Raw genomic sequence first — 12,521 nt, 5'->3', positions numbered from 1 at the left:
TAAAGGTGAATTATGCAAGCAAGATTAGTTAATATTGGTTATGGTACAATTATAGCTGTGGAGCGTATCGTTGCGATTGTAAGCCCTGAGTCAGCACCGATAAAACGTATAATTCAAGAAGCAAAAGAACTAAAAAATTTAATTGATGCTACTTATGGGCGACGTACACGTTCAGTAATAATCATGGATAATTCGACTGTTATTTTGTCAGCTGTACAACCAGAGACAATAACAAATAGAGTAAATATGAATATTATAAAAGAAAAGGGTAGAGTAAATGAAGAATAAGGGGAATTTAATAGTTATTTCTGGGCCATCTGGTACAGGTAAAGGAACTGTTTGTAAAGAATTATTAAAAGCACATCCTGAAATTGTATTTTCTATTTCAGCAACAACACGTAAACCTAGACCTGGAGAAGTAAATGGTAAAGATTATTGGTTCTTATCTAAAGAAGAATTTCAGCAAATGATTGAAGAAAATCGTTTGTTAGAGTGGGCTGAAGTTTATGGGAATTATTATGGAACTCCAGCAGATAAAGTGCGTGAAGTATTGGAAAGTGGCAAAGATGTATTGCTTGAAATCGATACACAAGGTGCTTTAAATGTACAAAAAATGTTTTTAAAAGAAGGTACTTTTATTTTCTTATTGCCACCTTCACTTGCTGAACTTGAAAAACGCATTCGTGGACGTGGTACAGAAACAGAAGAGGCTATAAAACGTCGTTTAAGTGCTGCTATCGAAGAAATACCACGTGGAAATAATTATGATTACATCATCACTAATGAAGTTGTCAGTGATGTTGTAAATAAAATTGTGCATATTATTGAAGCTGAACGCTGTGCAGTGTATAATAATTTAGATAAGCTTATTCAACTTGAAAATGAAAAAGTTTAAAGCACAATATTTGTAAAGGAGAGATTTATAATGGATATAGTGCATCCTTCTATGGACCAACTTTTACCAAAAGTTGATAGTAAGTATACTTTAGTTGTTTTAGCAGCAAAAAGAGCTAGACAAATTTTGGCAGGTTCTCCTGTAAAATCCGTACTTCAATCTCATAAAGATGTTACAAATGCTTTAGAAGAAGTAGCAGAAGATAAAATCACTTTTTCACGTGTGAAAAAAAGCATTTAATCTAAAAGAAAAGGCAAGCTAATACTTGCCTTTTTTGCTAATTAGAAAGTCAATATTAATATTTTTATATAAGAGGTTTATTATGCTGAAAGACAAAAATATCTTATTAGCAGTTTGTGGTGGTATTGCAGTTTATAAAGTCGTAGATGTAGCTAGTAGACTTAGAAAATTAGGTGCTAATGTACATGTAGTGATGACAAAAGAAGCTACAAATTTTGTTACACCACTTACATTTCAAGAAATCAGTGGAAATCCTGTAAATGTTTCTATGTGGGATAAGGTTACAAATTGGAATGTGGAACATATTGCTCTTGCCAATTTAGCAGATTTAGTTTTAATCGCACCAGCAACAGCAAATATTATTGGCAAAATAGCAAATGGTATTGCAGATGATATGTTATCTACTGTGATTATGGCGACTAAAGCTCCTGTTTTTGTGGCTCCTGCAATGAATAGTAATATGTATCAGAACCCGATAACACAGAAAAATATAAATACTCTTCGTGAGTATAATTATCATATTATTGAACCGGCAAGTGGTCATTTGGCTTGTGGCGTGAATGGCATAGGTAGACTCCCTGAACCTGCTACTTTAGTGGAAACTATAAAAGATTATGTTGAAAAACAAAATAAGCAATCTTTAAAAGGTAAAAAAATAATTGTAAGTGCAGCAGGGACAAGAGAACCTATCGATCCTGTTCGCTATATCAGTAATCGTTCTAGTGGGAAAATGGGTTATGCTATTGCTACAGAAGCAGCTAATAGAGGTGCTGAAGTAATTCTTGTTTCTGGTATTACAAATATTGAAGCACCTGAAAATGTGAAATTAATAAAAGTAGAGTCTGCAAGAGAAATGCAACAGCATATTGAAGAACATTTTGCAGATTGTGATGTTACTATAATGTCAGCAGCAGTTTCTGATTATCGTGTAAAAGAAGTAGCTAGTCAAAAAATAAAAAAATCTGACGAAGTTATGACTATTGAACTTGTGAAAAATCCAGATATTTTAAAAGGATTAGGTGAAAAGAAATCAGATAAGCAGTATTTAGTTGGTTTTGCAGCGGAAACTCAAAATGTTGAAGAGTATGCTAGAGGTAAGTTACAACGTAAAAATCTTGATATGATTGTGGCAAATGATGTGAGTCAAGCTGGTGCTGGTTTTAATGTAGATACTAATATAGCTAAAATCATCACACGTGATGGTGAAATAAAACAAGCTCCACTTATGCAAAAATCAGAATTAGCTAAATTAATTTTAGATACAATTGAAGAAAAGATGAATAAATAAAATAAAAGACTCCTATTAGTTTTGAAGCTAGTAGGAGTTTTTTATAATTAATTGTTATGATAAAATATAAGTTAAATAATGTAAAAAAATAAATAAAGAAGGTATTTATATGTTTGATAATTTAAAATTAGGTTTTATAGGTTTTGGCAATATGGGGCAAGCTATAGCTACTGGTTTAATCAATCAGGGAGCTATAAAGGGTAATCAAATTTTTGCTTGTGCTAAAAATTGGGATAAACTTTGTAAAAATACAAAAGAAAAGCAAATCAATCCTTGTAAGAGTGCAAAAGAAGTTGTTGATAATGTAGATATGGTCATCATAGCTGTGAAACCATATATGATAGAAGAAGTTATCGCACCGATAAAGAAAGAATTACAAGAAAAAGTTGTTATTTCTATTGCAGCAAATTTTCCATTTGCTAAATATGAGGAAATTCTTTTACCAAATACGCATCATTTAAGCACAATACCAAATACACCAGTAGCTATAGGTGAGGGTATTTTTATTTGTGAAAGTACACATTCTTTAAGTGATGAAGAATTGAATTTATTCACGGAGCTATTTTCTACAATATCTATAGTTCAATTTGTGGAAACTAAACAATTATCCATAGGAGGTACTATAGCTGGTTGTGGCCCTGCTTTTGCTAGTATGTTTATCGAAGCTTTAGCTGATGCTGGTGTAATGCACGGACTTGCTCGCCCTGTAGCATATAAATTAGCAAGTCAAATGATAGTGGGAACTGGTAAATTGCAATTGGCTACAAATAATCATCCAGGTGCTATGAAAGATGCAGTATGTTCACCTGCTGGTACTACTATTGTGGGCGTAGCAACTTTGGAACGTAAAGGCTTTAGAAGTGCAGTGATTGACGCTATTGATGCTATTGAAAATAAATAATTTTCTTCAAAATATTTGATTTATTATGATATAATATAATTAATAATTATTCAAAGTGAGGCGATAAATATGAAAAGATTAACTAAAATTTTAGCACTTACAGTTACAGGTTTAGTCTTAACAGGTGCAAGTTATCAGTTTACAACTAATACAGTGCAGGCAAAGCCTTTGCCTAAAGTTGAAAGGGTATCACCACAGATACGTATTGATAATGAAATGCAAAATATTAATGAATATTTTGGTGTAGATAGACAAACATTAGTAACTTATTATAATAATGGTTGGGGAATGCCTGATCTTTATGAAGGTGCATTTTTAGCATATGCTTCACATAAATCTTTTGAAGATATTATGAATTTAAGAGAAAATAATTCTTGGCCACGTGTAGAATATTTGATAGGTCTTACTCCTAATGATATAAAGGCTGCACATGATGATATAGTATCTACACAAATTGCTAATAAGTTAGATATGAATAAAAGTATTGTAACTTTTTTAGTAGAGCAAAATTATGGTGTAGATGAGATAATTCACGGTTTATTATATTCTATGTATGTTGATAAATCTCCAGCTGATATTATAGAAATGCATAATCCTCCAACTAAAAATTGGGAAATGGTGGCAAATGATTTAGGTATTACACAGGAACAATTAGCAGAAATTCATCAAAAAATGGAAGCATTAGATTTAGGTATGAAAAAAGGTCCAAAGGGATTAAAAGGACATGGACCAATGAGATTTTAAAAATAATAGGATAAATAAAAATAAGCACTAGTTTATATAGTGCTTATTTTTTATGGAATGATTTATTTTATTAAAAGAAACAGGATTTACCGACAAATTCCCTTAGTATGGAATTATTTGGCACATCATCATCATTAGGTATATCTTCAAAATAATCAAGAAAATCAATTAAACGTTTGGAGATATTATATTCTGGTATATCAGGAGTGATTTTTTCTAGTAATGGTTTAGCATATTTTTTTAAGATACTGAGTTCATAAATTAAAGCAGAATTAAACATGACGTCTGCATTTTCTTGGAATGGAAATATATTTTTATCTTCACCTTTGCGAACATCAGGCCATTGTTTGATGGTTTTTAGGGCATGAGCACCACGAAATTGATTATCACGAACTATACGGCGGATAATGCGAGCTGCTGTAGTTGGAATGCGGTTATGTGCATCTATTGCCAATTGAGTTAAAGCACTGACATAGATTTTATATTTTACATTGTTTGGAATGTCTCTAGTTAATTCATCATTTAGACCATGAATACCTTCGATGATAATAGGTTGATTTGATTCTAATTTGACTATATGATTTTTCCATTCACGATATCCAGTAGCAAAATTATATACAGGCATTTCAATAGTTTCACCATTTAAAAGTGCCATCATATGTTGATTAAATAATGGTAAATCTAATGCTTGAATTGATTCAAAGTCATATTGTCCCTCAGGTGTTTTTGGCGTTTTATCTCTATCTAAGAAATAGTCATCTAAAGATATAGACAGAGGATTTATACCATTGACAAGTAGTTGAATACGCAATCTTTGAGCAAAGGTTGTTTTTCCTGATGATGAAGGACCAGCGATTAAGATTAAACGAAGATGGTCAATTCCTTCGACAATATGGTCAGCTATTTGAGCAATCTTTTTCTCATGAAGTGCTTCTGAAATACGAATGAGTTCACCAATTTTGTTGGTATGGATATATTCATTTAAATTAGTAACGTAATTACATCTTAAAATATAAGACCAGCGATCAGCTTCACTTAAAATCATAGATAATTTTTTTTGTTTCATTTTTGGCGGAACAACATTAGGATTAGTTTTTAAGGGCGTTCTAACAATTAATCCTGGTTCATAAAAGTCAATCGCAAATTTATCTAATAAAGAAGTGTTGTAAAGCATAGGCCCATAAAGATAATCATAATAGCCTGCACAATAATATAAACTTACATATTCTTGATGGAGTGATTCAAGAAGTTTAGATTTAGCGATTTGTTGAGATTCTCTAAATAAGGCTACAGCATCTTCACGGGGTAAGATACATTTTTTTATATCTTTGGCTTTAGTGACGAATTCAAGCATTTTTTCTTGTATTTTTTCGACCATTTCAAGAGTTAAATCACCTTTGGGTAATAATTCGCAATAAATACCATTGTTTACGGAATGTTCAACGACAACTTCTTTATCTGGATAGAGCAGATTTACAGCGGCCATCATGATGAATAAGACGCTTCGTTGATATGCTTGGATACCATCTTCTGAGGTCATATCGATAAATTCAATTTTATCTTCAGATGTGACTTGTGTTTGTACGTCACGTAGAACATTGTTGATTTTCACCGCAGTTATCAAATTTTTGTGATTTTTCTGTTCTTTTAAAACAGTATCTAGTAACGAGTATTTTATTTGGCAATCCATAATGGACACCTCCTAAACTATTTTATGTATATATTATAACAAAAATATTATAAAATGATAATGATTTTAAATAAAAAAGGCAAAGTATCTTTTGTTTTAGGATACTTTGCTTTTGCATATATTTATTAAAGACCAAATACATAACACATTAAGGAATAAACGAGTGCACCAACGAGAGCTGTGCATGGAATGGTTAAAATCCAAGCTGTGAGCATTTGTTGAGCTGTTCCCCACCTTACGGCACCTATGCGTTTGGCACTACCTATACCCATTATAGAACCAGATACAACATGTGTTGTACTTACTGGTAAGGAAAGTAATGTAGCTGAGAATATAACTATAGAGGAATTTAAATCAGCAGCAAAACCAGAAATAGGTTGAAGTTTAAAAATACGACCACCGACGGTTTTGATGATTTTCCATCCACCGATAGCTGTACCACAAGCCATAGCTGTTGCAGCTAAGATTTTTACATAATAAGGAACTTCAAAAACATCAATATAGCCACCACTTAAAAGAGCAAGTGTGATAATACCCATGGATTTTTGAGCATCATTGGAACCATGAGAAAATGCCATAGTAGCTGCTGTTAAAATTTGCATGCGTTTAAATTTATTATTAAGCGATGACGGTCTGTATTTGCCGAATATCAAATAAAATAAATTCATGATGATAAATCCAGCGACAATAGCTATTACTGGTGATAAAATTAAGGATAATACAATTTTACCAATACCCCAGAAGTTTAAGCCGACTGCTCCTGTAGAAACAAGAACTGCACCGATAATACCACCTACCAAAGCGTGAGAGGAACTACTTGGCATTGCTATCCACCAAGTAAATAAATTCCAAACTATGGCACCTATTAAGGCTGCTACGATGATATGTTCATCAATGTGATCTGCTGATTTTACGATATCGCCACCAATTGTTTTAGCAACACCAGTACTATACATAGCACCGATAAAATTTAAGAAGGCAGCCATTATAATGGCTGTTCTAGGTTTTAATGCTCTTGTAGATACAGATGTAGCTATGGCATTAGCAGTATCATGAAATCCGTTTATAAAATCAAATAATAAAGCTAGCAGTATAACGGCTATGATAAGAAATTGTAACTCATGCATACTTCATTACCACGCCTCTCACTAAGTCGGATAATTTTTCACAATGGTCTAAAGTATCTTCCATGTATGTTAAAATATCTTTCCATTTGATAAGCTCAATTGGATCAGTAATATGTTCGAATAAATAAGCAACCTCTTCACGATAAATACGGTCACCTTCGCTTTCGAGTTTGCTGATTTTATAAGTGCATTCTAAAATTTCATGTTCATGTTTTGTAACTTCATGAAGCATAGAAAATGCTTTTTTTATTTCACTTGTAGCTGTTACTAATAATTCAGATAAAGCGATAGCTGCTTTACTAGTATCAACTAAATGATACATAACAGCTCGTTGAAGTGTTCCTTGAAGAAAATCAACGCCATCATCAAGTCCATTTGCTAATGCATAAATGTCTTCGCGGTCAATAGGAGTAATAAATGTCTTATTTAGTTTATCAATAATTTTGTCATTGACAGCATCTGCTTCATGCTCAATTTTAATGATGTCTGATATTTTAGCTTCGGCTTTATTGTTACCTAACATGACATCATTAATTAATTCCGCACTATTGTGAAAGTAATTTGCACTGGCTAGAAATAAATCATAAAATTCCGTATCCTTTTTTGTAAAAAAGCTGAACATGCTTACTTGTTACTGTAACTCTCTAATCTAAAATCAAGATAGAGAAATATTCCTTGTTCATTGTATTCACTAAAAAAATTAATGTTTGATGCAATACTCCCAAGGCTTAACATCCCGGCGATTTCCGGTACAATATTACTTAATTATAGTAATAAAGTAATACCAGTAACTCTTATCCTTTCCTTGTTATTCATCAAAATCATATCTCACTTATATTCAAAGTGAAGATGGTTATTATTATGGAGATACACATATTTTAGCTTTAGAGTAAAGAAAATGTAAAAAATAAGTGCGTACAATTTTACTTTTCTTTTACTTATTAAATTAAATTATACGTTTTCCATAAATCTATAAATAATTATAGCATATAAAAAAAAAATAGGCGATAAATTTACTAGTAAAATGTAAAATTTATCGCCTATTTGTAAATTTTTTATTAAATGTGCGTAAAATTATTAGATATTTAAAAATCTGTCTACAGCTTTAATCATATCTTGTTTTTCACATGAATTATTATGCAAAATTGGTAAAGATTGCAATTGAGCTAAACCTTGAGGAATTTTATCTTTATTTAAAGTGGATAATTTAGTTAATAAAGCAAATTCATCTTTATCGGAGATATCTTCACCAAGAGCTGATAATACATTATCACTAAATTTATATGGACTAGCAGTGGATAATACGACCATAGGTGTTTTATCTTGTGTAGTTTGTTGATAGTCTTGAGCTACTTGCCATGCAACAGCAGTATGTGTATCTGCTACATAATTATCTTGTTGATAAATTTCGTGGATACATTTTTGGGTATCGGCATCATTTAAATATCCAGCAGAAAATGTTTCTTGGATGGCTTTTAGTGTTTTATCATCTACACTGTAGCGACCATTTGTTTGAAGTTCATCCATATAAGATTTTACTTTAGAGGCATCATTTGTAATATGATAAAGTAAACGTTCTAAATTGCTAGAGATTAAAATATCCATTGAAGGTGAAATTGTTTTGAAAAATTCACGATTGCGATCATAAGTGCCAGTTGTTAAAAAGTCTGTTAATACATTATTAGAATTAGAAGCACAGATCAAACGATTAACAGGGAGTCCCATGCATTTAGCATAAAAACCAGCTAAAATATCGCCAAAATTACCAGTTGGTACAGTAAAGTTAACTTTATCACCCATAGCAATTTTTTTATCGTTAACTAAATCAGCATATGCACTGAAATAATAAACAATTTGTGGTAATAAACGTCCCCAATTTATAGAATTAGCAGAAGATAATTTAAAACCTTTTTCTTGAAGGTATTTATTATATTCAGTATCATTAAAAATTTGTTTTACACCATTTTGTGCATCGTCGAAATTTCCTTTAACAGCAAATACAGATACATTGTTTCCCTGCTGAGTAAGCATCTGTAAACGTTGAATTTTACTTACACCTTCTTGAGGATAGAAAACGATGATTTTTGTCTGATCAACATCTTTAAATCCATCTAAGGCAGCTTTACCTGTATCACCAGAAGTAGCTACTAAAATAACTAATTCATCTTTATCGCCTAATTTTTTTAATGAAGTAGAGATAAATTGTGGTAATAATTGTAATGCCATGTCTTTAAAAGCACTTGTTGGTCCATGCCAAAGTTCTAAAAGATAATTATTTTTTTCAACTTCTACAGTAGGAACAATTTTATCAGTATCGAATTTTTCTGTAGTGTAAGCGTTGTCGACGCAATTATTGATCTCATCAGTAGTGAAATCTGTTAAATATAATGAAAGAATTTTTTTTGCACGTTCTTGATAAGATAAATCAAGAAGTGAATTTAAGAAATCTCTGTCTATAATAGGTATATTTTCAGGAACAAACAATCCACCATCTTCGGCTAATCCCTTTATGATAGCACGTGCAGAAGTAACAGCACAATTATGACCACGTGTACTTATATAATTCATAGAATGCCCCCTTAATTTGTAAAATATCTATTTTAATAATTAGTCTTTAAAAAATTCGTCATGAATAGCATTAACTGCTTCTTTGATTTTGTCAGCTTTGATTAAGCAAGAAATACTGATTTCAGATGTGCTGATTACATCAATATTGATATTAGCTTCTGATAATGCTTTAAACATTCTAGCAGCAATACCAGGGTTACCAAGCATACCTGCACCAACGATAGAAACTTTAGCTACGTCTTGTTCGATTAATACAGCAACAGCATTTAATTCATCAGCTACTTTATCCACAATTTGTTTTGCTTGACCGAGGTCATCAGCTGTAACAGTAAATACCATATCTGTAACATTTTTTTCCATATTGCGAATGCTTTGTACAATCATATCAACGTCAACATTATTTTCAGCAAGTTTGGAGAAAATTGCATGTGCAATACCTGGAGTATTTGGAATACCTAATACAGCAAATTTAGCTACATTAGTATCATGAGCTACTCCTCTAATAATAAACTCTTTCTCTTCCATTGTGTATTCCTCCCTAATAATTGTACCTGGTTTGTTTGTGAATGTAGATCTTACATGAATTGGAATATTGTAGAGACGACCAGTTTCTACAGAACGTGGCTGCATAACGCCAGCACCTAGACGAGCCATTTCTAACATTTCATAATATGTGATTTCTTTCATTCTACGTGCACCTTTGGCGATGCGTGGGTCAGCAGAATATACACCATCAACGTCAGTGTAAATTTCGCAAACATCAGCTTTCATAGCACCAGCTAAAGCAACTGCAGAAGTATCGGAACCACCACGACCTAATGTAACAGGATCGCCTAAATCATCACAACCTTGGAAGCCAGCTACAATAACAATATTGCCTTTATCTAATTCTTCAAAAATACGTTTAGGTTGGATGTCTTTGATTTTACCTTTTGTGTGAACAGAATTAGTTTTTACACCAGCTAAAGCTCCGGTAAGAGAGATAGCTTTTTGACCTAAGGCTTTAAATGCCATTGTCAATAATGATATGGAAACTTGTTCCCCAGTAGTAAGTAACATATCCATTTCGCGAGTATATTGATATGGATCTTTAGTTATTCCTTTTGCCAATTGAATTAAGTCATCAGTAGTATCGCCCATAGCGGATACAACTACTACAATTTTATCATCTGGCTGTTTTTCATCTAAAATACGTTTTGCAACAGCTTTGATTTTATCAATATTTCCAACAGAGCTGCCACCAAATTTTTTTACAATTAGTGCCATTGTTACCCTCCTAAAGTATTTATGTATTTACATAGTGTATAAATCAAGTTTGCCTTTTACATTTATAATACAATGCAAACCATATATAATGCTTTTATTATAGCAGTTAATGTTTATTGTGTCTATCATAATTATAATTATAATCTATATATTTATTTGCTTTTAGGAAAATAAATATATAGATATTTTTAAAATAATAATCTTTTAATTATATATAGGAAAGTTTTGAAAGAAAATGAGATAAAAAATAAATACAATAAATTTAAGAAAATGTAAGTTTTAATATTTTAAAATAAAACTTTTTTATATTTACGATTTTAAAGGTCAAGTTTTCAAGATTACATTTTTGCAAAATTTAAAATTATCTTAGAGAGAAATTTTCTATCTTATTCATAAAAAATATGTAAAATTTTTATAAGCTATATACATTGAAGTTTTAAGTTTATTCTGTTATAGTAATTATTGTAATGATTAAATAAAACTACTCAGGAGGTTGATGATTTAAATGAAAGTAGCTGTAGTAATGGGCAGTGATTCTGATTTTCCCATTTTGAAACCGGCTGTTGATTTATTACATCAGTTTAATGTAGAAACAGAAGTAATCGTGGCTTCTGCACACCGTACCCCTGGCAAAGTCCGTGGCCTAGTTTCTTCTGCTGAAGAAAGAGGTGTTGGCGCATTTATTTCCGCCGCTGGTGCTGCTGCACATTTAGGTGGAGTTATCGCATCTTATACTACTTTACCTGTTATTGGAGTACCAATTAATGCAACTCCATTAAATGGTATGGATGCTTTATTAAGTACTGTACAAATGCCATCTGGAATTCCAGTAGCAACTATGGCAATTAATGGTGCTAAAAATGCTGCTATTTTTGCTGTAGAAATCTTTGCAGTAAGCGATATGAATTTAAGAAAACAACTTAAAGAATATCGTGAAAAAATGGTTGAAGAAGTTGAAGCTAAAGCCGCAAAAGTTGCTCAACAACTTCAGGCATAATTAACAAGAAATTCATCTAAAATTAATATAAAATCATACAACTTATTTTTATTTAGATTTTAGTTAATGACTTGGGAGGTCAATATAATGGAAAACAAATTATTATATGAAGGCAAAGCAAAAAAAATCTTTTCAACAGAAAATCCTGATGAATTATTAGTTTATTACAAAGATGATGCAACTGCTGGTAATGGTGCTAAAAAAGGTACTATTGCAGATAAAGGTATTTTAAATAATAAAATTACTAATTTCTTCTTTGGCTTATTAGAAAAAGAAGGTATTAAACATCACCTCATTAAAGTTCTTAATGATCGTGAAGTTCTCGTAAAAAAATTAGATATCGTTCCTCTTGAAGTTATTATTCGTAATGTAGCTGCTGGTAGCTTAGCAAAACGTCTTGGTCTTGAAGAAGGCGTAAAAATGTCTAAACCAGTTATTGAATATTGCTATAAATGTGATGACTTAGGTGATCCTATGGTTAACCGTTATCATATCACTGCTATGGGTTGGGCAACAGCTGAAGAACTCGATCAGATTGAAGCTATGTCTCTTAAAATCAATGATATTATGACTAAATATCTTGCTACTAAAAACATTGACCTTATCGACTTTAAATTAGAATTTGGTAAATATCATGGTGAAATTCTCTTAGGTGATGAATTATCTCCAGATAATTGCCGTTTCTGGGATAGTCAAACACATGAAAAACTTGATAAAGACAGATTCCGTCGTGATTTAGGAAATGTTGAAGATGCTTATAAAGAAGTTCTTCATCGTTTAACAGGCGAAACTTTATAATTAAATT

Annotated in this window: 13 protein-coding genes; 8 read left to right on the top strand and 5 right to left on the bottom strand. The window is 31.6% G+C overall.

Annotated features, from left to right (window positions below):
- Nucleotides 1–12: 12 nt before the first annotated feature.
- From Q5I67_RS04870 to Q5I67_RS04845, 6 genes are all read left to right on the top strand, one after another.
- On the top strand, nucleotides 13–288 hold the full coding sequence (locus Q5I67_RS04870) for a DUF370 domain-containing protein (protein ID WP_296896582.1): 276 nt from the start codon (nucleotides 13–15) through the stop codon (nucleotides 286–288).
- A complete protein-coding gene (gene gmk / locus Q5I67_RS04865) occupies nucleotides 278–895 on the top strand; it encodes a guanylate kinase (RefSeq protein WP_302486537.1) in 618 nt (205 codons plus the stop codon). The genes Q5I67_RS04870 and gmk overlap by 11 nt, the downstream gene beginning before the upstream one ends.
- Before the next feature lie 30 nt (nucleotides 896–925).
- A complete protein-coding gene (gene rpoZ, locus Q5I67_RS04860) occupies nucleotides 926–1,135 on the top strand; it encodes a DNA-directed RNA polymerase subunit omega (protein ID WP_296896586.1) in 210 nt (69 codons plus the stop codon).
- An 82-nt stretch (nucleotides 1,136–1,217) separates the two neighbouring features.
- Nucleotides 1,218–2,423 (top strand): bifunctional phosphopantothenoylcysteine decarboxylase/phosphopantothenate--cysteine ligase CoaBC, encoded by a 1,206-nt coding sequence (gene coaBC, locus Q5I67_RS04855; protein WP_302486536.1) that lies wholly within the window; start codon nucleotides 1,218–1,220, stop codon nucleotides 2,421–2,423.
- Between the two features lie 109 nt (nucleotides 2,424–2,532).
- Nucleotides 2,533–3,324, top strand: a complete 792-nt coding sequence (gene proC, locus Q5I67_RS04850; RefSeq protein WP_302486535.1) for a pyrroline-5-carboxylate reductase — start codon at nucleotides 2,533–2,535, stop codon at nucleotides 3,322–3,324.
- Nucleotides 3,325–3,393: 69 nt separating this feature from the next.
- Nucleotides 3,394–4,068, top strand: coding sequence for a hypothetical protein (locus tag Q5I67_RS04845; RefSeq protein ID WP_302486534.1), 675 nt, complete (start codon nucleotides 3,394–3,396; stop codon nucleotides 4,066–4,068).
- 70 nt (nucleotides 4,069–4,138) lie between these two features.
- Here Q5I67_RS04845 and Q5I67_RS04840 read toward each other — a convergent pair whose 3' ends face one another.
- From Q5I67_RS04840 to Q5I67_RS04820, 5 genes are all read right to left on the bottom strand, one after another.
- Complete coding sequence (locus tag Q5I67_RS04840; RefSeq protein WP_296896593.1) at nucleotides 4,139–5,758, bottom strand: nucleoside kinase; 1,620 nt, start codon at nucleotides 5,756–5,758, stop codon at nucleotides 4,139–4,141.
- Between the two features lie 125 nt (nucleotides 5,759–5,883).
- Nucleotides 5,884–6,885 carry an inorganic phosphate transporter gene (locus tag Q5I67_RS04835; RefSeq protein WP_296896595.1) on the bottom strand — a complete coding sequence of 334 codons (1,002 nt, stop codon included), beginning with the start codon at nucleotides 6,883–6,885 and terminating at the stop codon, nucleotides 5,884–5,886.
- Nucleotides 6,878–7,507, bottom strand: coding sequence for a DUF47 domain-containing protein (locus Q5I67_RS04830; protein ID WP_296896597.1), 630 nt, complete (start codon nucleotides 7,505–7,507; stop codon nucleotides 6,878–6,880). The genes Q5I67_RS04835 and Q5I67_RS04830 overlap by 8 nt, the downstream gene beginning before the upstream one ends.
- 455 nt (nucleotides 7,508–7,962) lie before the next feature.
- A complete protein-coding gene (gene thrC / locus Q5I67_RS04825) occupies nucleotides 7,963–9,453 on the bottom strand; it encodes a threonine synthase (RefSeq protein ID WP_302486533.1) in 1,491 nt (496 codons plus the stop codon).
- Between the two features lie 39 nt (nucleotides 9,454–9,492).
- Nucleotides 9,493–10,719 carry an aspartate kinase gene (locus Q5I67_RS04820; RefSeq protein WP_167624420.1) on the bottom strand — a complete coding sequence of 409 codons (1,227 nt, stop codon included), beginning with the start codon at nucleotides 10,717–10,719 and terminating at the stop codon, nucleotides 9,493–9,495.
- 505 nt (nucleotides 10,720–11,224) lie between these two features.
- Here Q5I67_RS04820 and purE point away from each other — a divergent pair.
- Entirely contained in the window at nucleotides 11,225–11,716 is a 492-nt protein-coding gene (gene purE, locus Q5I67_RS04815; RefSeq protein WP_302486532.1) for a 5-(carboxyamino)imidazole ribonucleotide mutase, read from the top strand.
- 87 nt (nucleotides 11,717–11,803) lie between these two features.
- Nucleotides 11,804–12,514, top strand: coding sequence for a phosphoribosylaminoimidazolesuccinocarboxamide synthase (gene purC / locus Q5I67_RS04810; protein WP_302486531.1), 711 nt, complete (start codon nucleotides 11,804–11,806; stop codon nucleotides 12,512–12,514).
- The last annotated feature ends 7 nt before the right edge of the window (nucleotides 12,515–12,521 follow it).

Origin of the sequence: uncultured Megamonas sp. (assembly GCF_958438645.1) — a bacterium.
Lineage (GTDB): Bacteria > Bacillota > Negativicutes > Selenomonadales > Selenomonadaceae > Megamonas.
This window is presented reverse-complemented; position numbering and strand designations above follow the sequence as displayed.

Coding starts and splice junctions, on each gene's coding strand:
- Q5I67_RS04845 (WP_302486534.1), top strand. CDS start 3,394: ATGAAAAGATTAACTAAAATTTTAGCACTTACAGTTACAGGTTTAGTC.
- purE (WP_302486532.1), top strand. CDS start 11,225: ATGAAAGTAGCTGTAGTAATGGGCAGTGATTCTGATTTTCCCATTTTG.
- proC (WP_302486535.1), top strand. CDS start 2,533: ATGTTTGATAATTTAAAATTAGGTTTTATAGGTTTTGGCAATATGGGG.
- rpoZ (WP_296896586.1), top strand. CDS start 926: ATGGATATAGTGCATCCTTCTATGGACCAACTTTTACCAAAAGTTGAT.
- Q5I67_RS04835 (WP_296896595.1), bottom strand. CDS start 6,885: ATGCATGAGTTACAATTTCTTATCATAGCCGTTATACTGCTAGCTTTA.
- Q5I67_RS04840 (WP_296896593.1), bottom strand. CDS start 5,758: ATGGATTGCCAAATAAAATACTCGTTACTAGATACTGTTTTAAAAGAA.
- purC (WP_302486531.1), top strand. CDS start 11,804: ATGGAAAACAAATTATTATATGAAGGCAAAGCAAAAAAAATCTTTTCA.
- Q5I67_RS04830 (WP_296896597.1), bottom strand. CDS start 7,507: ATGTTCAGCTTTTTTACAAAAAAGGATACGGAATTTTATGATTTATTT.
- coaBC (WP_302486536.1), top strand. CDS start 1,218: ATGCTGAAAGACAAAAATATCTTATTAGCAGTTTGTGGTGGTATTGCA.
- Q5I67_RS04870 (WP_296896582.1), top strand. CDS start 13: ATGCAAGCAAGATTAGTTAATATTGGTTATGGTACAATTATAGCTGTG.
- thrC (WP_302486533.1), bottom strand. CDS start 9,453: ATGAATTATATAAGTACACGTGGTCATAATTGTGCTGTTACTTCTGCA.
- Q5I67_RS04820 (WP_167624420.1), bottom strand. CDS start 10,719: ATGGCACTAATTGTAAAAAAATTTGGTGGCAGCTCTGTTGGAAATATT.
- gmk (WP_302486537.1), top strand. CDS start 278: ATGAAGAATAAGGGGAATTTAATAGTTATTTCTGGGCCATCTGGTACA.